Origin of the sequence: uncultured Altibacter sp., from assembly GCF_963972995.1 — a bacterium.
GTDB lineage: Bacteria > Bacteroidota > Bacteroidia > Flavobacteriales > Flavobacteriaceae > Altibacter.
In genome coordinates, this window is sequence record NZ_CAXAXI010000021.1 from 33110 (window position 1) to 50928 (window position 17819).

22 protein-coding genes and 2 tRNA genes are annotated in these 17819 nt (G+C 41.9%); 15 read left to right on the plus strand and 9 right to left on the minus strand.

Going from position 1 to position 17819, the window contains the following annotated elements; genetic code table 11:
• Positions 1-14 precede the first annotated feature (14 nt).
• Positions 15-1091 carry an aminotransferase class V-fold PLP-dependent enzyme gene (locus AACZ11_RS09615; protein WP_290624811.1) on the minus strand — a complete coding sequence of 359 codons (1077 nt, stop codon included), beginning with the start codon at positions 1089-1091 and terminating at the stop codon, positions 15-17.
• Positions 1092-1187: 96 nt separating this feature from the next.
• Between AACZ11_RS09615 and AACZ11_RS09620 the strand changes: the two genes are divergently transcribed.
• The 5 genes from AACZ11_RS09620 (at position 1188) to fabD (ending at position 4541) form a co-directional block, all read left to right on the plus strand.
• Positions 1188-1610, plus strand: coding sequence for a 2TM domain-containing protein (locus tag AACZ11_RS09620; RefSeq protein WP_290624810.1), 423 nt, complete (start codon positions 1188-1190; stop codon positions 1608-1610).
• The gene (locus tag AACZ11_RS09625) at positions 1607-2089 is read left to right on the plus strand and encodes a dihydrofolate reductase (RefSeq protein WP_290624809.1); all 483 of its coding nucleotides are present in this window, start codon (positions 1607-1609) and stop codon (positions 2087-2089) included. Before AACZ11_RS09620 ends, AACZ11_RS09625 begins: the two co-directional genes overlap by 4 nt.
• Before the next feature lie 24 nt (positions 2090-2113).
• Positions 2114-2959 carry a fructosamine kinase family protein gene (locus AACZ11_RS09630; RefSeq protein ID WP_290624808.1) on the plus strand — a complete coding sequence of 282 codons (846 nt, stop codon included), beginning with the start codon at positions 2114-2116 and terminating at the stop codon, positions 2957-2959.
• An 81-nt stretch (positions 2960-3040) separates the two neighbouring features.
• Positions 3041-3541 carry a pyridoxamine 5'-phosphate oxidase family protein gene (locus AACZ11_RS09635; protein WP_290624807.1) on the plus strand — a complete coding sequence of 167 codons (501 nt, stop codon included), beginning with the start codon at positions 3041-3043 and terminating at the stop codon, positions 3539-3541.
• Between the two features lie 115 nt (positions 3542-3656).
• Positions 3657-4541, plus strand: coding sequence for an ACP S-malonyltransferase (fabD, locus tag AACZ11_RS09640; RefSeq protein WP_290624806.1), 885 nt, complete (start codon positions 3657-3659; stop codon positions 4539-4541).
• A gap of 26 nt (positions 4542-4567) precedes the next feature.
• Here the strand turns inward: fabD and AACZ11_RS09645 are convergent, their stop codons facing one another.
• From AACZ11_RS09645 to AACZ11_RS09660, 4 genes are all read right to left on the minus strand, one after another.
• The gene (locus AACZ11_RS09645) at positions 4568-4759 is read right to left on the minus strand and encodes a hypothetical protein (RefSeq protein ID WP_290624805.1); all 192 of its coding nucleotides are present in this window, start codon (positions 4757-4759) and stop codon (positions 4568-4570) included.
• 84 nt (positions 4760-4843) lie between these two features.
• The gene (locus AACZ11_RS09650; protein WP_290624804.1) at positions 4844-6118 is read right to left on the minus strand and encodes an amidohydrolase family protein; all 1275 of its coding nucleotides are present in this window, start codon (positions 6116-6118) and stop codon (positions 4844-4846) included.
• A 10-nt stretch (positions 6119-6128) separates the two neighbouring features.
• Positions 6129-7151: a UDP-glucose 4-epimerase GalE gene (galE, locus tag AACZ11_RS09655; RefSeq protein ID WP_290624803.1), complete on the minus strand. Its 1023-nt coding sequence runs from the start codon at positions 7149-7151 to the stop codon at positions 6129-6131.
• Complete coding sequence (locus tag AACZ11_RS09660) at positions 7148-8308, minus strand: DegT/DnrJ/EryC1/StrS family aminotransferase (protein WP_290624802.1); 1161 nt, start codon at positions 8306-8308, stop codon at positions 7148-7150. Before AACZ11_RS09660 ends, galE begins: the two co-directional genes overlap by 4 nt.
• 174 nt (positions 8309-8482) lie before the next feature.
• Here AACZ11_RS09660 and AACZ11_RS09665 point away from each other — a divergent pair, with 174 nt between their 5' ends.
• From AACZ11_RS09665 to AACZ11_RS09675, 3 genes are all read left to right on the plus strand, one after another.
• Positions 8483-9664, plus strand: coding sequence for a glycosyltransferase N-terminal domain-containing protein (locus tag AACZ11_RS09665; protein ID WP_290624801.1), 1182 nt, complete (start codon positions 8483-8485; stop codon positions 9662-9664).
• A 140-nt stretch (positions 9665-9804) separates the two neighbouring features.
• Positions 9805-10032 carry a hypothetical protein gene (locus AACZ11_RS09670; protein ID WP_290624800.1) on the plus strand — a complete coding sequence of 76 codons (228 nt, stop codon included), beginning with the start codon at positions 9805-9807 and terminating at the stop codon, positions 10030-10032.
• Between the two features lie 14 nt (positions 10033-10046).
• Positions 10047-10304: a hypothetical protein gene (locus AACZ11_RS09675; protein ID WP_290624799.1), complete on the plus strand. Its 258-nt coding sequence runs from the start codon at positions 10047-10049 to the stop codon at positions 10302-10304.
• Between the two features lie 45 nt (positions 10305-10349).
• On the opposite strand, the gene AACZ11_RS09680 is transcribed toward AACZ11_RS09675, so the two are convergent.
• Complete coding sequence (locus AACZ11_RS09680) at positions 10350-11120, minus strand: S24 family peptidase (protein WP_290624835.1); 771 nt, start codon at positions 11118-11120, stop codon at positions 10350-10352.
• Between the two features lie 103 nt (positions 11121-11223).
• Here AACZ11_RS09680 and AACZ11_RS09685 point away from each other — a divergent pair, with 103 nt between their 5' ends.
• From AACZ11_RS09685 to AACZ11_RS09715, 7 genes are all read left to right on the plus strand, one after another.
• Positions 11224-12507: a putative DNA modification/repair radical SAM protein gene (locus AACZ11_RS09685; RefSeq protein WP_290624798.1), complete on the plus strand. Its 1284-nt coding sequence runs from the start codon at positions 11224-11226 to the stop codon at positions 12505-12507.
• Complete coding sequence (locus AACZ11_RS09690; RefSeq protein WP_290624797.1) at positions 12504-13268, plus strand: TIGR03915 family putative DNA repair protein; 765 nt, start codon at positions 12504-12506, stop codon at positions 13266-13268. Before AACZ11_RS09685 ends, AACZ11_RS09690 begins: the two co-directional genes overlap by 4 nt.
• A 49-nt stretch (positions 13269-13317) precedes the next feature.
• Positions 13318-13563 carry a hypothetical protein gene (locus AACZ11_RS09695; protein ID WP_290624796.1) on the plus strand — a complete coding sequence of 82 codons (246 nt, stop codon included), beginning with the start codon at positions 13318-13320 and terminating at the stop codon, positions 13561-13563.
• Between the two features lie 68 nt (positions 13564-13631).
• Positions 13632-13871, plus strand: a complete 240-nt coding sequence (locus AACZ11_RS09700; RefSeq protein WP_290624795.1) for a hypothetical protein — start codon at positions 13632-13634, stop codon at positions 13869-13871.
• 75 nt (positions 13872-13946) lie between these two features.
• The gene (locus tag AACZ11_RS09705) at positions 13947-14378 is read left to right on the plus strand and encodes a hypothetical protein (protein ID WP_290624794.1); all 432 of its coding nucleotides are present in this window, start codon (positions 13947-13949) and stop codon (positions 14376-14378) included.
• A gap of 104 nt (positions 14379-14482) precedes the next feature.
• The gene (locus AACZ11_RS09710; RefSeq protein ID WP_255396934.1) at positions 14483-14605 is read left to right on the plus strand and encodes a hypothetical protein; all 123 of its coding nucleotides are present in this window, start codon (positions 14483-14485) and stop codon (positions 14603-14605) included.
• A 67-nt stretch (positions 14606-14672) separates the two neighbouring features.
• Complete coding sequence (locus tag AACZ11_RS09715; protein ID WP_290624793.1) at positions 14673-15074, plus strand: hypothetical protein; 402 nt, start codon at positions 14673-14675, stop codon at positions 15072-15074.
• Positions 15075-15100: 26 nt separating this feature from the next.
• Here AACZ11_RS09715 and AACZ11_RS09720 read toward each other — a convergent pair.
• The 3 genes from AACZ11_RS09720 to mutS form a co-directional block, all read right to left on the minus strand.
• Positions 15101-15186, minus strand: a tRNA-Leu gene (locus AACZ11_RS09720).
• Positions 15187-15313: 127 nt separating this feature from the next.
• Positions 15314-15386, minus strand: a tRNA-Gly gene (locus AACZ11_RS09725).
• 119 nt (positions 15387-15505) lie between these two features.
• A partial coding sequence (gene mutS / locus AACZ11_RS09730) for a DNA mismatch repair protein MutS (protein WP_339832300.1) occupies positions 15506-17819 on the minus strand: 2314 nt, incomplete at its 5' end.

The window sequence follows — 17819 nt, forward strand, 5'->3', positions numbered from 1 at the left end:
ATGCAATTGGTAGTTTATCTAACTACGGAGAGTAATTTATCTAGGTCTGCTTCGGTGTTATAAAAATGAAAGCCCACCCGAATCCCATGACCCCGTTGTGAACAGATGATATTTTCCTCTTTTAGTTTCTGAAATAACGCCTCATCCCCTTTTATGGAAAAGATATTCGAATGCTGCTCTCGCTGCACTACCGAAGCTTCGAGCAGCCCCAACTGTACAAACTGTGTTTTAGCTTTACTTGAAAGGGTTCGCACCCTTTTTGAAACCGTTTCCATACCTATGGTTTGAAGGTGTTGTAGTGCGTGCCCCAAACTGCCGTAATTAAGTGTGTCCTGATGTCCCGGTTCAAAATGTTTCATAAAAGAGATCTCTTCCCGTTTGCTGTACATTGCTTCGGCCGAATTAAATCCAATCGTCGAAGGGAAAATTTTAGAATGCATTATATCCTTTACGATGAAGAAACCATTTCCATAGCCGGCCAGCAACCATTTGTAACAACTCGCGCCTAAAATATCGATGGGGCTTTCAGAAAAACTGAATACTTCGGTTCCTACATATTGGGTGCCGTCCGCAATGAGCAGAAGCGCCGGATGGTATGCTTTCAATTGCTTTAAGAAAGTAAGGTCGATCTTGATCCCGTTAAGATATTGTACCAAACTAAACGCGAAGATATCGGGTTGATGCTCAACTACGGCCCTTTCAATATTTTGCTCAAGGTGCTCGTCTATGGCAGCATAACACACATCGAAATCACGATGTTCGAAAGCCCAGTTTACGGAAGGATAATCCTTCTCCAATAACAGCACTTTTTGTTTTTGAGGAAGCCCTTCGAGTAAGGTATTCAATCCAAATGAGAAGTTAGGTACAAGAGCAATTTCATTATGGGAAGCATCCATAAACTGAGCAACCTCCTTTTTTACCCCCTCCAAGACCAACCTGTGTGCATCCCGAAAAACACTTGCGTCTTCCATCAACTTTTGGTCATGTTCGCGCCGCCACTGTAGCAGTGACCTTGAAATAAGCCCCGAAGAAGCGGTGTTCAAGTAAGTATATTTAGAAAGTACAGGAAACTCTTTTCTTAAATCTTCCATAAGACACAGGTCTATACAATGAAAATTAGGTAAATTTACGGTGAGCGGTGTATTGTTTAAACACGACACACGGCTATCGTATAAATGTAACCAACTATGTTTTCAAAAACCAATAAAAAAGAAAGAATTGATTCGGAACAGCGTGAGCAGTACGAGTATGCAAGAGCCCGCGTAAAACAGAAGAAGCGATTAATGCAACATTTTATCGTTTTTCTGGTTGGCTCGCTATTACTTATCATTATTAACCCTGTGTTAGGCATAGGTAACGACTTTTTCATAACCAATTGGTTTGTATGGGCGATACTCATTTGGGCATTCTTGTTCCTTATCCATGTATTCAATGTTTTCATCATGAATTCCTTTATGGGAAAGGAATGGGAAGACCGACAGCTGGAAAAATTAAAAGCAAAGCAAGCAGCGCGTATCAGTGAGCTCCAGCAGAAGGTCGATTCCGAACTACAACTGCCGGAATTAAAAAAAAACAAACCTTCGAACCCTCTTCCCCCAGACGTACAATGATCACTTTAATAGCAGCGGCCGGTGAGAACAATGAATTAGGAAAGGACAATGACTTGGTCTGGCACCTGCCTGATGATTTCAAAAGATTTAAACAACTTACTACGGGACACCACATCATTATGGGACGAAAGACGTTCGAGTCTTTCCCCAAGCCACTCCCCAACCGTACCCACGTTGTGATAACTCGCAATACGGAGTACCAAAGAGAAGGAGCCATTGTGGTCCACAGTTTGGACGAAGCCCTTTTAAAAGCGTCCGGAGATGTACAACCCTTCATTATTGGAGGGGGCGAGATCTATAAAATGAGTATGGCGGTGGCAGACAGGATCGAGCTTACACGAGTACACGGAACTTTCGATGCCGATGCTTTCTTTCCCGAAATTTCATTGAATGACTGGGAACTGATCAAAGAAATTCATCACGAAAAAGACGATCGCCATGACTATTCCTTCACTTATCAAACCTGGATGCGAAAATAGCAAGCGCAGCAGTTCGTATGCTTCATGAAGCAAGTACTGGAACATATCACTTCAAGACATTCCCTACGTATTAAAGCTGTTTTGCCGTTATCGGGTGGTGACATCAATGAGGTCTTCCGTATACAAAGTTCTGATCATGAATACGTATTAAAAATCAACCAAGCGGTACGCTATCCGGGTATGTTTGAAGCCGAAGCGAAAGGACTCGAACTGTTACGACAAAGTAACAGTTTTAAAATTCCGAAGGTGATTGGGCATGACACCGTAGCCACAAAATGCTATCTATTAATGGAATATATTCCTTCCGGCAATGCTTCAGCGAATATATGGGAAGCGTTTGCAGAAGCACTTTCTCAATTACATTCACAGACCCATCAGCATTTCGGTTTGGACCACGCTAATTACATTGGCAGGTTACCGCAAGCCAATCATTGGCAAACAACGGCAGCCGATTTTTATATCACCCAACGATTGGAACCTCAATTTAAACAGGCTTCAGAAAAAGGATATACGTTTGGAAACTTAAACGCTTTTTACAAGGTCCTTTCCGAAGAGATCCCCACCCATAGACCTTCGTTGATACATGGAGATCTTTGGAATGGGAACTACTTGATTGCAGCAGATAAAAATCCCGTCCTTATAGATCCGGCGGTGGCGTTTGGATCCCGAGAGATGGACCTTGCAATGATGCAATTATTCGGTGGTTTTCCCAAATCAGTTTTTTCGGCGTATGCAAACTGTGCTCCGCTTGAGGACGCTTGGGAATCCAGAATCCAACTTTGGCAGTTGTATTATGTTTTAGTGCATTTAAATCTCTTCGGAAGTGGTTATCTCCATCAGGTTCAGTCCATCTTGGCACGATACTCTTAACAAAACTTTCAAAATACTTTAGCACTGCTTTGGCTAGAGCCACTATAAATTACCGGTATCTTTAAAAGAAAAACTAGAACTATGAGTACAGAGAATTTATATAATGACGAAGCCAAAAAGAAATTACGCTCCATGGTAGAAGATGTTAGTATTGCAATGATGGTTACCAATTTGGGAAAGCGACCCTTGGCAGCCATCCCTATGGATACAAAAAAGGTAGATGAAGATGGGAACATTTGGTTCTTAAGCGGAATGGACAGTGACCATAATGCACATATTTTGCGTGACAGCGCTGTACAACTTTTATATAGCGGTCCCGGCGAAATGAAGTTTCTTAGTGTGTATGGCGAAGCACAAATCATTACTAATTCAGAAGCAATCGAAGACATTTACGATAGCGCCGATAATGCCTATCTTAACGGTCCGGAAGACTCGAATACCACGGCGATCAAATTCGTTCCGCAGGAAGCGGCCTATTGGGATACAGACGAGAATAAGCTGGTCGTACTTTTTAAAATGGCAAAAGCCGCACTTACCGGCGCCAATCAAGATATTGGGGTAAGTGGGAAAATGAAATTATAATACAAGCGGGGGTACTATGAATTCCTCTTTCTGAAACTTCGGAAAGGGGAATTTTTATGTTAATTTTACACTTTCGGCGTACTGAAGCGTCAACAAACCTCAAAAACCAATCAAAATGAAAAAAGCTTATATATTCCCCGGACAGGGCGCCCAGTTTACGGGCATGGGTCAAGATCTATACGAAGCTTCTGCAAAGGCAAAGGACCTTTTTAATCAAGCCAACGAGATCCTAGGATTCAATATCACCAAGGTCATGTTTGAAGGCACAGCCGATGCTTTGAAGGAGACAAAGGTGACACAACCTGCTATATTCTTACACTCCACAATTTTAGCGGAAGTGATGGGCGATGCCTTTCAACCCGATATGGTAGCCGGACATTCCTTAGGAGAGATCTCCGCCCTAGTGGCCAATAGGACCATCGCGTTTAGCGACGGATTGGAATTAGTATATAAACGTGCACTTGCGATGCAAAAGGCTTGTGAAGAAACACCGTCTACCATGGCTGCCGTTTTAGGATTGGATGATCATTTGGTGGAAGCCATTTGTGCAGACACCACAGGAATCGTGGTTGCAGCCAACTACAACTGTCCCGGTCAGCTAGTAATAAGTGGAGACATAGAAGCTGTCAACAGGGCCTGTGAAGCGCTAAAAGAAGCAGGCGCCCGTCGTGCCTTATTGTTACCGGTTGGAGGTGCATTCCACAGTCCGTTAATGGAACCCGCCCGAGAAGAATTGGCAGCTGCTATTGAAGCAACACAATTTACAGAACCGGCTTGCCCTATCTACCAGAATGTGTCTACTTTTGCAGTAACTAAACCTGAAGAGATCAAAAAGAATCTAATTTTTCAATTAACTGCACCTGTAAAATGGACGCAGAGTGTTCAAAATATGGTGAAGGACGGCGCCACACACTTCATAGAAGTAGGACCCGGAAACGTACTTCAAGGGCTTGTAAAAAAGATTAGCCCTTCTGTAGAAACTGAAAAAGCAAACTTATAAAAAAAAGCCCTCGAATGAGGGCTTTTTTAGGCGCTTAATCTGCAATCATTGCAGTCCTTTATTTCTCCGTAATATGTTTCTCGGTATTTATGGATGGTTTTGAAAGGAACACGTAAGAATGCTTTTTGAATGTATACTACCTTTGCGGTAAGCATCCCCATCTGTTCTGTAAATCTTTTTTCCTTTTTTGTTTTTCGTTTAACGGTCACTAACTTCATAATACAACGTTTCATTGGTTGCAAAGAAACAAAGGCTTTTGTGCAAACCCAAGGGCAGGGCGTTAAAGCTTCGTTAAACCGCTGTTAATTCTTGTAGACAACGCCTTCTTTCATTACAAAGACTACATTCTCCATCGTTTCGATCTTTTGAGTAGGGTCCTCATTCACCGCTACGATATCTGCAATGAATCCAGCAGCCAATTGGCCCAATTCGTTCTCCATATCAAGAATACTTGCGTTAGTAATGGTTGCAGACTGTAATGTAGCCATTGCAGGCATCCCGGCTTCTGCCATATATCTAAACTCTTTTCCGTTCTCACCATGAGGAAAGACGCCGGCATCCGTTCCGAAAGCGATCTTCACACCTTCTTTATAGGCCATTGCGTACATATTTTGGATTTTTGAACCTATCTCCAGAGCCTTGGGTACAATGATGGCCGGATAATAACCGTCAATCTTGGCTTTTTCGGCAACGTATTTTCCTGCCGAAATTGTAGGAACTAAATAGGTACCATATTGTTTCATTAAGGCGGCGGTCTCCTTATCCATAAGCGATCCGTGCTCTATGGTTGCGACACCTGCGCGAATGGCGCGTTGCATTCCTTCTATACCGTGTGCGTGCGCAGCTACTTTCATTCCATAATCCTTTGCAGCTTGAACAACCGCTGCAACTTCTTCTTCTGTGAATTGGGGATTCTGACCATTCTTCGCGACACTCAAAACGCCTCCGGTAGCAGTGATCTTGATCCAATCGGCACCATTTTTATAGCGCTGTCGTACGGCTTTATAAGCATCTGCTACGCCATTGACCACCCCTTCTTTAGGACCCGGATCGCCCATTAACTCCTTCTTTTGGCCATTGGAAGGATCTGCATGACCTCCAGTGGTTCCCAATGCTTTTTCAGCAGTAAAGATTCGAGGTCCCACAATTTTGCCTTTCGCTATGGCATTTCGTAAAGCAACGTTCACCCCGCTACCCCCAAGGTCCCGTACAGTGGTAAAACCCGCCATCAAGGTGCGCTCGGCAATTTCGGCGGCATTGAACGCAACATCGGCATCGTTAAGAGTGAATGCTTCCAGATACCGATTTGGGTTCGTCTCTCCTTCAATGTGGACATGCATATCGATCAATCCGGGCATGACTGTCTTATTTTTTAGATCAATAACCTTGTCTGCTGCTTTGGGGTTGGTAAAACCATCTTCCACACGAATAATCTTCTTTCCCGAAACAACAATTGTTTTGGAGTTGAGAACCTTTCCATTTTTTGTATCTATAATTTTTCCGCAATGGAGTAAGGTCTCTTGGGCACTGCTTCCGAAGAAACTCACCAACAGGGCAATAAGCATCAATTTTTTCATATATATCGTATTATAAATTTCTAATATGCTGTTCCCATTTCCAAGCTGAAGATAAGGCATCCTTCAAGGATCTTTCGGCTTTCCATTCTAAAATTTCATTCGCCTTTGTAGTATCTGCGTACACCGATACTACATCCCCCGGCCGTCTTTCAACGATCCTATACGGCAATTTTAATTCACTAACCGCTTCAAAGGCTTCTACAATTTCTAATACAGAGGTCCCTTTGCCGGTGCCTACATTAAAGATCTCAAAATTTGAAGCATTGGCCTTTTTAAGAAGACGTTCCAGCGCAACGACATGAGCTTTCGCCAGATCGACCACATGAATATAATCCCGAATACAGCTCCCGTCCGAAGTGTTATAATCATTTCCGAAGATAGCAAGCTCTTTACGAACCCCTGCTGCGGTTTGTGTAATAAATGGCACAAGATTTTGAGGTACGCCTACGGGAAGTTCTCCGATCATTGCAGAATCATGTGCCCCTATGGGATTAAAATAACGCAATGCAATACAACGGAATTGCGGGTGAACCGAACAGGTATCTTCAAGGATCTCTTCACTGATCTGTTTTGTATTGCCGTAAGGAGAAGTTGCCTTTTTTACAGGAGCTTCTTCGGTAATAGGTAATGAATCCGGCTCTCCGTAGACCGTACACGAGGAACTGAAAATAAAGTTATTAATACTATGGGCTTTGCATTCCTGAAGTAAATAGATAAGCGTACTTATATTATTCTCGTAATAATAGAGTGGTTGTGCTACACTTTCACCAACAGCTTTGCTTGCCGCAAAGTGAATTACGCCAGCAATATTTTCATGCCGTTGAAAAAAATCTATGACATCTGCTTTGATCCTAAGATCCAAACGTTCAAAAACAGGGGGTTTTTTTGTTATAGAAGTGATTCCTTCAAGCACGTTAAGGCTTGAATTGGAAAGATTATCTATAATAATCACCTCAAAGCCGGAATTTTGAAGTTCAACTACTGTATGCGATCCAATATACCCCAGTCCCCCGGTTACAAGTATTTTTTTCATTGTTGATCGATGAAATTTTTAACCGTGGCAGTTATAAAGTCTATTTGTTCATCGTCGAGTTCGGTATGCATCGGGAGTGAGATCACTTCCCGCACCAATTGATTTGTGACGGTAAAATCGGCTTCATTATAGCGATCATCTGCATACGCTTTTTGTAAATGCAACGGGATGGGATAATAGACTCCACATGGGATGTCATGCGCATTCAAATGTTGGACTAAGGCGTCGCGATCTGCGTCAATAATACGCAATGTGTATTGGTGAAACACATGACAGTCGCAGACCTCACAAATTGAATTACCCGCATCACAAAAACCGGTTGGGGTAATTATCTTAAGATTTCCTGCAAAGGCGTTGGTGTATTTTCGGGCTGCATTTCTTCGAGCCGCATTATAGGCATCAAGATGCGGTAACTTGGCACGAAGAATCGTTGCCTGTATGGAATCCAGACGCGAGTTGACACCCACTACGTCATGGTGATAGCGAATGTACATTCCGTGATTTACGATTCCACGTATGGTATGAGCCAGCGCGTCATCATTGGTGAAAATAGCGCCCCCATCCCCATAACATCCTAAATTCTTAGAAGGAAAGAACGAGGTGGACGCCACATGGCCGATACCACCTACTTTCTTCTTTGAGCCATCCTTACCGGTATAGGTAGCACCAATGCCTTGGGCGTTATCCTCGATGACGTATAAATCGTGTTCATTGGCGATCTCCATGATGCTGTCCATATCGGCTGCCAGCCCGAACAAATGTACAGGTACGATTGCTTTCGTTTTAGGCGTAATGGCATTGCGAATGGCTTCAACGTCTATATTGAAGGTCACAGGATCGACATCGACAAGAACCGGAGTTAATCCTAACAATGCAATCACTTCCACTGTTGCAGCAAAGGTAAAATCGGCAGTGATCACTTCATCACCCGGCTTCAATCCTAAGCCCATCATAGCGATTTGTAGGGCATCTGTTCCGTTTGCACACGGAATTACGTGTTTTACATCCAGATATTCTTCCAATTCTTTTTGAAATTGATGTACTTCGGGACCATTAATGAAGGCTGTAGACTCGATCACATCGAGTACCGAGGCATTTACCTTGTCTTTTATATGTTCATACTGACCCTTTAGGTCAACCATTTGAATTTTTTTCATGCTGTTGAAGAACTCTAGATTTCTAATCTTCCTGTAAAACTACGAAAATTGAAAACGGCAAACAATGTAATTCGTATTTTAGCATTTCAGGAATTATACATGCGCATTTTATACAGCTTCTTAACTCGAATTGCTTACGTTCATCTGTGGGTTGCACAGTATTTCAGTAAAAAAATGAAGCTCTTCGTTCAAGGTCGGGTTCACGTTTTTGACACGCTTGAAGAACATATTGGCCCAGAGGATAAAACCATTTGGTTTCATTGTGCTTCTTTAGGAGAATTTGAACAGGGAGTTCCAATTATGGAAGCCGTTAGAAAAGAATTTTCCCACTATAAGATACTCGTTTCGTTCTTTTCGCCATCGGGTTTTGAGGTCAAGAAAGACACTCCTTTGGCCGATGTGGTCGTCTACTTGCCTATGGATACGCGACAAAATGCAACGCGATTCGTCAAGGCCATCCATCCTTCGCTGGTTATTTTCGTGAAATACGAATTTTGGCCCAATTATCTTTGGACATTAAAAAAAGAGGGGATCCCTACGCTCTTGGTCTCGGGTTTGTTTCGGAAGGAGCAAATATTTTTTAAATCGTACGGAGGATTTATGCGTAACGCTTTGCGAAGCTTCGAGCATATTTTCGTGCAAGATCGAGTTTCCGAAGAATTGCTGCAAAGCCTTAACTTGAAGAATGTGACCGTAAGCGGCGACACGCGTTTCGATCGTGTATCACAGCAAATTGAGAAGGACAATACACTTGATTTCATGGAGCAATTTAAAGGAGATACTTTGTGTATAGTATGCGGAAGCACTTGGCCTGAAGATGAAGCGGTTCTGTTAACGGCGATCAATACGTCTACACCGTTTGTAAAATACGTAATAGCCCCCCATAAGATCGACATGCCGAAGATTGATGCTTTCAGAAAAAAAATAACAAAGTCCAGCGTGCTTTATTCAGAAAAGAAAGGAAAACACCTTTCAGAATACCAAGTCCTTATTGTTGATACAATTGGTATTCTTACCAAAATTTACAGCTATGGAGACATCGCTTATGTTGGCGGGGCCATGGGCGCAACCGGTTTGCACAATATTCTTGAACCGGCCACTTTCGGCATTCCTATTATTATAGGAAAAAATTATTCAAACTTTCCCGAAGCACAACGGTTAGAGCAATTGGCAGGTCTTTTTTCGGTGGACGCTCCGGAAGCGTACAAAGAGATAGAGCAAAAGCTCATTTCAGATACATCCTTCAGAGTAAAAACCGGTATGATCTGCGGCCATTTTGTACATAAAAATACGGGAGCAACAGAGAAGACGATGAACTACCTTAGACAGATAAATGTCAAGGGACAAATCAAATAACCCCTCATTTTCAGAGATTAATTCAACAACTTTGGTGAAGATGATAAGATTTCGTTTAGAAACTTTAATAAAACTTTACGAAGGACCAAATGTTAAAAAATGTAGCTTTGTTTTAGCTATTAACACAAACCTATTAGAAAATGAAAAGAATAATCTTATCAATTGCAATCGTTCTAGCGGCATTGGCCACTACATCGTGTAGAGAAACTAAAACTGAAACCAAAGAAGTGGTACGAGAGGTTGAAGTAGAAACCAATGAGGCGGTTGAAGAATCGGAAGGGATCTTGGAGCGTACCGCTAAAGAAGTGGACAAAGAGATTAATGAGGAAATCAACGAAGAGATCGACAAAATTGGAAACGACGATTAATTAAACAGATCTATATGAAAAAAGTAGCAATTATTGCAGTAACCCTATTATTCATGGGGACTTCTTTTACTTCTTGCAGAGAAACGAAAGAGGAAGAAATGACCGAAAGCGAGGCCTTGATCCAAGAAATGGAGGAAGAAGGCGCCGAGATTAAAGTGAAAGAAGATGACGGCGACACCAAGATCAAGATGGAAACCGAGGATAAATCGGTGAAGATTAAAGAAGATGACGGTGATACCAAGATTAAGGTAAAGACCGATAATGACAACTAATATAATTTGTTAGTTTATAAGAGGCGACAGAAATGTCGCCTCTTTTTATGCTTTTAAATTTGAGATTTGCCCTTTTAGTTCTTGCATGGACTGTTGCAATTGCTGCAGCAAACTACTTTCTGAAGGCTCGTCAATTCCAAATGTCAATTTACTGTTTACCAACCACAATTCCTGTATGTTCGAGATCTCTACATCAATGGGAAGATATTCGGGATTTAAGGAAAGTAATCGAACTTTTTGTGGATTATTGGGTATTTTTTGCAATTTCTTTACCAATACGGAATCCCGCAGCACCACAATATAAATCTTACTGTCGTTCGCTTCGGAAATACTGGGAACTGCTCTTCCTAAGACCCACTCGTTAGGCCGAATATTTGGCAACATACTATCCCCTTCCACCTGAAATCCTCGATACGTCGCGTTTCGGTATTGCGGTAGCGGAATTGAGAATGATGGGAGCGATTCATACCAATCCACATCCTGAATGTTATGCGGGTACCCAGCGGCTGCCTTTTGATTGACCAAAAGAATGGTGTCATTGGATTCTGTATCGAGTGTAAGCACCTTCGGACTTACGTCACCACCATTTATATTCACAAATTGCGTATAACTTTCACCAAACAACCACAACGGATTAATATTGAATTGCCGCAGGAGTTCCATCACCACCTTCCCACTAAGTTTTGTTTTACCACGCTCTATATCGGCAGTGGTAGCACCGATCTGCAGGAGGTCGGCAAAGGATTGCTGCGTGTGATTGAGTTCTTCACGCACTTTCTTGAAGCGTTTCGCTTCTATTGACAATTTTGAATCCATACCCAAAGTTACATTTATTTGGAAATTATCCAAATATTTTATGGAACTATTCCTATTTAAATGGATATATTCCATATTTTTGTAATCTTTCCAAATACATGAAATGAATTACGAACGAATCAAAGAAAAGTTGAATATCCTGGCGGACGCCGCCAAATACGACGTTTCATGTGCCTCGAGCGGCAGTAAGCGTACCAATAAAAATAAAGGATTAGGAAATAGCAGCGGCATGGGCATATGCCATAGTTATACCGAAGACGGCCGTTGTGTTTCTTTGCTAAAAATACTTCTCACAAATTATTGCATCTTCGATTGCGCCTATTGTGTCACACGCAAAAGCAATGATATACCCAGAGCAGCTTTTAAGGTGCAGGAAGTGGTGGATCTCACCATTGCTTTTTACCGAAGAAATTATATAGAAGGGCTGTTCTTAAGCAGCGGGATCTTTAAGAATGCCGACTATACCATGGAGCGCTTGATCGCTGTCGCCAAGAAACTTCGGAAGGAAGAAAATTTCAATGGATACATTCATTTAAAATCCATTCCCGGAGCCAGTGATGCTTTAATGCGTGAAGCCGGGCTCTATGCCGACAGATTAAGTGTGAACATTGAAATTCCATCGGTTGAAGGATTGAAACTTCTTGCACCCGATAAAAAAAGAAACGATTTTCTTCGGCCCATGGAGAAAGTGAAAAATGAGATCATTCAGTATCGCTCGGAGCGGAAAATTATCAAGAACACCCCGGTCTATGCGCCGGCAGGTCAAAGTACCCAAATGATCATAGGAGCTGCGGGGGAAACAGATGCGGAGATCATGTACAATTCGGCTTACTTATATAAAAAATACAATCTGAAACGTGTGTACTATTCGGGGTATATTCCCATTAGTTACGATGCGCGATTGCCATCCATTGGCACCAATGTCCCATTATTACGTGAGAACAGGCTGTATCAAACCGATTGGCTACTTCGGTTTTACGGATTCGACATTAGAGAATTATTATCTAAGGAACACCCTAATCTCGATTCGGACATCGATCCAAAATTGAGCTGGGCCTTAAGGAATCTGGCGCTCTTCCCGGTGGATATTAATAAAGCAGACCGAGGGATGATCGCCAGAGTACCCGGCATTGGACTCAAATCGGTGCATAAGATACTTCAGGCCAGACGTTTTAGACGGCTTCATTGGGATCATTTAAAAGCGTTGGGTATTGCAGCAAATCGCGCAAAATATTTTATTGTCTGTGACGCTCCTAGTTTCGAGACCAAGGACAGAACGGCGGCTCAAATTAAAGGATTGATCCTTCAGGAATCGAAGCATAAATTTCGGGGAATGCTGAATGGACAATTAAATTTGTTTGATCCAGTCACACCTATGGTTGGATGATCAAATTTCTTATATATGATGGGTCTTTTGACGGTTTTCTTTCGGTTGTATTTAAGGTGTACGACGAAAGACTTTCTAAGATTCGTATTCTTAGAGAAGCTCAGTATGATCATGCTCATACTTTATTTGACGAAAAAGAGGTTGTGCAAACCAATGTCACACACGCCAAAAGAGTTTGGAAGACTTTGAAGCAGAAATGCAGTCACCATGGGTTACGACTTATTTACAAAGCCTATCTTTCAGAAATAGCAGGGAGTGAAGAGTCCATGCTGATTTTTATTCAGAAACAACTAAAAGCCAGCAGTCCTATTTCTCAAAATTATAGCGATCCTGACATATTGCGACTATCAAAAGTTGTAAAAATGGTGGATCGGGAAAAACATCGCTTGGATGCCTTTGTGCGTTTCCGACAAACCAAAGAAGGTGTGTACTTTGCTGTTATTTCCCCGGATTTTAATGTATTACCTCTCAATATATCACATTTCAAACATCGGTATGCCGATCAAAAATGGATCATTTACGACCTGAAGCGAAAGTACGGGATCTACTACGATTTGGTACGCGTTGAAATTATTACCTTCAAATTTGATCCAGGCGCTCTTTCTCCAAATGTTGGATATGCTGAAGAAGAAATGCAGTTTGAAGCGCTTTGGAAGAACTATTTTAAAAGCACGAACATTACATCTCGAAAAAATACGAGGCTGCATCACCAACACGTACCCAAGCGGTATTGGAAATATTTGATAGAAAAGCGCCCCTAACTAAAAAATTACTTAATTTTATACGCTAATAACCTAAAAATCATATAATATGAAAAAACTAATTCTATCTGCAGCTGCACTTAGCATAGTTTTCGCCACGTATTCCTGTCGCGAAACTACGGGTGAAAAAGCCGAAGAAGCTATTGAAGCAGCAGCACAAGACACCGAAGAAAATTTAGACAAAGCCGGAGAGGCTATTGAAGAGGCTATGCAAGAAACAGGAGAAGCCATTGAAAAAGCGGGTGAAGAGATCGAAGAGGAAATTGAAGGTACAGACGATATGAACGAAAATTAAGCCTGAGAGATACAAAAATTAAAAAATATATTACATTTACTATATATTAATCACTAATCACAATAATTATGAAAAAACTTATTTTATCATTCGCTGCTTTAAGCTTAGTATTCTCTATCTACTCATGTAGAGAGACCAAGGAAGAAAAAGCAGAAGATGCCATGGAAGAGATGGTAGATGATACCGAAGATGCCATGGATGATGCCGGCGATGCTATGGAAAATGCTGCTGAAGAGACCGGCGATGCTATGGAGAACGCTGCTCAAGAAGTAGAAGATGAAGTAGAAGGCAATGATGATGCCATGTAATATGGGTAATCATTAAAACATAAAAAGCCTCGCTATGCGAGGCTTTTTATTTATCATTAGTAAGATTATTCTCCTATGAAAGATGCTTTCATGCAAATGTACCGCAAAGTACGCTTGGTTGAAAAAACCAGGGTATATATCTATATTGTAGTGTATCTCGTGTGGGGCGTATTGATGAATTATATCGGGATTCTTACGGAGATCGCCAAATTTACCCATTGGTGGCAAATCATTCCCACCTATATCTTCTATATGGTGCCGATCTCCATTGTTTTAAAGGAGTACAGTTTTTTTACACAATATGCTTACGGACTTGTAGCTATGGGAATTCTCGAGTTTGGAGGATATGCTTTTCAAACCTCGTATATCTACCCGAACAACATTCTTGATCGCACCTTTGGACCTCATGTATTTGCTTTAGGTATGGCACTCTTTTTTGCCTTATATTTTCCCTTAGGAAATACGATTGTTCATAAAATTTATAGTAGAATAATCGATAAAAAGTAAATAAAATCGATAAAAGTACTAAAAACTTAGTTTCTTTGCACTATTAGAAATTTACTAATAACTGTATATCTTCGTCAGGAATTTAACCTACAAATACAGTTATTATGAAAAAACTTATGTTTATTTTAGCGATACTTGCACTAGCGGCAAGTTGCACCCCAGAAGCATTAAGCACCGATGAGCAACAAATTGACAAAGACAAATACGAAGTTCCACCAAACGGATAGAAAGAAAAATATTATCAATGGGGTGTTGCTATCTGCTTTTTTGATAGCAACACCTTTTTTATTTTATATGTATAAGTACGCACCCGCCGAAACGAGTACTTGGGACACTCCTTTTGGAACTATAGATTCCGGCGGATTTAACAATGTGCAAGCCTATTTGCATGCACTTTTAACAAAAATAACCTTCGTCTTATTGACCGGCATCTGGTTCTTAACATCCGGAAATTGGTGGAAATACGCTATTTTAGTGCCACTCACCATGTTCCTATTTCAACTCTCGGGCGTTATCAATTATAAGATCCAGTATATTGATGAATTCGATTTTTGGTATTCCCTGCCGGCCATCTTGCCCATCCTTTTCTTCCTTATGTATATTTCGTACCGAATAAGCAAAAGAAGCATTGCATCAGACGATCTTAAAAAGGATGTGGACGAGGAGATCAAGAAGATATTAAGTGATGATCTTTAAAAAAAGCTCCCGTTTGGGAGCTTTTGTACTGAAGACGGGACTTGAACCCGTACGGACATTTCTGTCCACTGGATTTTAAGTCCAGCGTGTCTACCAATTCCACCACTTCAGCAGTAATTTTGGTATCGAGCGAAAAACGGGATTCGAACTTGCCTACCGGCAGGCAGGCCCGCGACTGTCGCGGAGTTTTCAATTTTTGCCATACTTGAAAGGTCAAAGCATGAATTCCATTTCCTCTGAGCGAAAAACGGGATTCGAACCCGCGACCTCCACCTTGGCAAGGTGGCGCTCTACCAACTGAGCTATTTTCGCGTTTTTCAAAAATACACTTCTTACAAAGTGCGCCTACCTCAGCGGCAAGCAGGTGCAAATTTAAAATATTTACTGCAAAAGCAAAGCTATTTCTTAAAAAAATTAAGACCGCACTACTCTTACTTTTTCATCTTGACCGAAGCATTTCGTTGCAACATACGTTTGATCTCATTCAACTTCATAAGGGCTTCCACAGGGGTGAGCGTATCAATATCAATATCAAGGATTTCATCGCGAATCTCTTCCAATAAGGGGTCATCCAATTTAAAAAAACTTAATTGCATTTCTTCTTTAGATAATGCTTTCATTTCTTCCGTGAGTTCTTCGGAAGAATGCGACTTCTCCAATCGTTTAAGGATCTTGTTGGCACGATGCAACACAGCAGGTGGCATTCCTGCCATTTTTGCTACATGAATCCCGAAACTGTGGTGAGAACCTCCGGGAACTAATTTCCGAAGAAATAATACCGTATCCTTCAATTCTTTTACCGAAACATTATAGTTCTTAATGCGGGCAAAAGTTTCGGTCATTTCGTTCAACTCGTGGTAATGTGTTGCAAACAAAGTCTTTGCCCTAGATGGATGTTCATGCAAATATTCGCTTATGGCCCATGCAATGGAAATACCATCGTAGGTGCTGGTCCCCCTTCCAATCTCATCCAACAGTACCAAACTGCGTTCAGAAATATTATTCAAGATACTGGCCGTTTCGTTCATCTCGACCATAAAGGTCGACTCACCCATTGATATATTGTCACTGGCCCCTACACGCGTGAAGATTTTATCGACGCAACCCATTCGTACGGCTGCTGCGGGTACGAAACTGCCCATTTGGGCAAGCAGTACAATAAGAGCAGTTTGCCGAAGTATGGCAGACTTTCCGCTCATGTTTGGACCTGTGATCATGATGATCTGTTGATTTTCCCTATCCAGAAAAACATCGTTGGCAATATAGGGGGCATCCGGCGGCAACTGCTTTTCGATCACAGGGTGACGCCCTTCTTTAATATCAAGGTCGAAAGTGTCATCCAGCAGCGGTCTGGAATAATTCGCTTGTTTCGCTTGCGTTGCGAAAGAACACAGACAATCCAGCTCGGCGATCAATACTGCATTCTGTTGGACGGCACCAATAAAAGGCAACATCCATTCCACCAGCTCATTATATAGCTGCTGTTCCAGTACCGCGATTTTCTCTTCAGCACCCAAGATCTTAGATTCATATTCCTTAAGCTCATTGGTGATATAGCGTTCTGCACTTACTAAAGTTTGTTTTCTCACCCAGTCTTCGGGCACCTTATCTTTGTGGGTGTTCCGCACTTCAATATAGTAACCAAACACGTTGTTGGAAGCAATCTTTAACGAGGTGATTCCCGTGCGCCGGGTCTCCCGTTCCAACATGTCCTCTATATATTCCTTGCCTCCCGTTGAAATAGCCCGTAAGGCATCGAGGTCTTCATGAAAACCCGAAGCTATTGCGTTTCCTTTTAAAATATGTACGGGTGCAGCATCGTTTAGGGTTTCCTTGATCTTTGCCCGCAAGGACTCACATAATTGCAATTGTTCACCAATACGCTGAACCGAGTGATTTTCAGACGCTAGGGCTTCTGCCTTTACCGGAACGATTGCTTCCAGTGAATTCTTCAAATGGATCACTTCACGTGGATTCACTTTTCCGGTGGCCACTTTTGAGACCAGTCGCTCCAGATCGCCTATGCGTTTAATATGTTGCTGAATGGTAGTGAGGGTAGGCGCATTGGCCAGCAAATAACTCACCACCTCATGCCGACGCGTAATTTTTTCTGAGTCCTTCAGCGGAAGCGCCATCCAACGTTTCAACATACGGCCTCCCATGGGTGAAATGGTCTTGTCGATAACGTCCAACAAGGTAACCGCTTGTTGATGTTGCGAATGATACAGTTCTAAATTCCGAATGGTAAATCGGTCCATCCATACATAGTCATCCTCGGCAATTCTAGAGATCTTTGTAATGTGCGACAATCTATTGTGCTGTGTTTCCCCCAAGTAGTGTAATACAGCTCCCGAAGCGATGATCCCTGCATTGAGATGATCGACCCCAAATCCTTTTAGGTTCTTTACATCAAATTGTTTGTAAAGACTCTCCAACGCATAATCGCTTTGGAAAACCCAGTCCTCAAGATGGAAGATATGGTAATTGTCTCCAAACGTTTCGGCGAATAACCGTCGCTTTTGTTTACTGAAAAGTATTTCCGAAGGGTTAAAATTCTGAAGTAATTTGTCAATATATTCTACAGATCCCTGAGCGGTCAAGAACTCGCCTGTGGAGACATCTAAAAAGGAAACGCCTACAGCATCACTTCCAAAATGAAGTGCTGCCAAAAAGTTATTGGATTTAGACTGCAGGATATCATCGTTCAAAGCTACGCCGGGTGTGACATGTTCGGTAACGCCTCTT

Bases quoted from the DNA above. Each gene is read 5' to 3' on its own strand.
- AACZ11_RS09675 (WP_290624799.1), top strand. From the start codon at position 10,047: ATGAAAAAAGTAGCAATTATTGCAGTAACCCTATTATTCATGGGGACT.
- AACZ11_RS09620 (WP_290624810.1), top strand. From the start codon at position 1,188: ATGTTTTCAAAAACCAATAAAAAAGAAAGAATTGATTCGGAACAGCGT.
- AACZ11_RS09705 (WP_290624794.1), top strand. From the start codon at position 13,947: ATGAAAGATGCTTTCATGCAAATGTACCGCAAAGTACGCTTGGTTGAA.
- AACZ11_RS09615 (WP_290624811.1), bottom strand. From the start codon at position 1,091: ATGGAAGATTTAAGAAAAGAGTTTCCTGTACTTTCTAAATATACTTAC.
- AACZ11_RS09710 (WP_255396934.1), top strand. From the start codon at position 14,483: ATGAAAAAACTTATGTTTATTTTAGCGATACTTGCACTAGCGGCAAGT.
- AACZ11_RS09690 (WP_290624797.1), top strand. From the start codon at position 12,504: ATGATCAAATTTCTTATATATGATGGGTCTTTTGACGGTTTTCTTTCG.
- AACZ11_RS09695 (WP_290624796.1), top strand. From the start codon at position 13,318: ATGAAAAAACTAATTCTATCTGCAGCTGCACTTAGCATAGTTTTCGCC.
- AACZ11_RS09650 (WP_290624804.1), bottom strand. From the start codon at position 6,118: ATGAAAAAATTGATGCTTATTGCCCTGTTGGTGAGTTTCTTCGGAAGC.
- galE (WP_290624803.1), bottom strand. From the start codon at position 7,151: ATGAAAAAAATACTTGTAACCGGGGGACTGGGGTATATTGGATCGCAT.
- fabD (WP_290624806.1), top strand. From the start codon at position 3,657: ATGAAAAAAGCTTATATATTCCCCGGACAGGGCGCCCAGTTTACGGGC.
- AACZ11_RS09670 (WP_290624800.1), top strand. From the start codon at position 9,805: ATGAAAAGAATAATCTTATCAATTGCAATCGTTCTAGCGGCATTGGCC.
- AACZ11_RS09660 (WP_290624802.1), bottom strand. From the start codon at position 8,308: ATGAAAAAAATTCAAATGGTTGACCTAAAGGGTCAGTATGAACATATA.
- AACZ11_RS09645 (WP_290624805.1), bottom strand. From the start codon at position 4,759: ATGAAGTTAGTGACCGTTAAACGAAAAACAAAAAAGGAAAAAAGATTT.
- AACZ11_RS09665 (WP_290624801.1), top strand. From the start codon at position 8,483: ATGAAGCTCTTCGTTCAAGGTCGGGTTCACGTTTTTGACACGCTTGAA.
- AACZ11_RS09680 (WP_290624835.1), bottom strand. From the start codon at position 11,120: ATGGATTCAAAATTGTCAATAGAAGCGAAACGCTTCAAGAAAGTGCGT.
- AACZ11_RS09630 (WP_290624808.1), top strand. From the start codon at position 2,114: ATGAAGCAAGTACTGGAACATATCACTTCAAGACATTCCCTACGTATT.
- AACZ11_RS09625 (WP_290624809.1), top strand. From the start codon at position 1,607: ATGATCACTTTAATAGCAGCGGCCGGTGAGAACAATGAATTAGGAAAG.
- AACZ11_RS09635 (WP_290624807.1), top strand. From the start codon at position 3,041: ATGAGTACAGAGAATTTATATAATGACGAAGCCAAAAAGAAATTACGC.
- AACZ11_RS09715 (WP_290624793.1), top strand. From the start codon at position 14,673: ATGTATAAGTACGCACCCGCCGAAACGAGTACTTGGGACACTCCTTTT.
- AACZ11_RS09700 (WP_290624795.1), top strand. From the start codon at position 13,632: ATGAAAAAACTTATTTTATCATTCGCTGCTTTAAGCTTAGTATTCTCT.
- AACZ11_RS09685 (WP_290624798.1), top strand. From the start codon at position 11,224: ATGAATTACGAACGAATCAAAGAAAAGTTGAATATCCTGGCGGACGCC.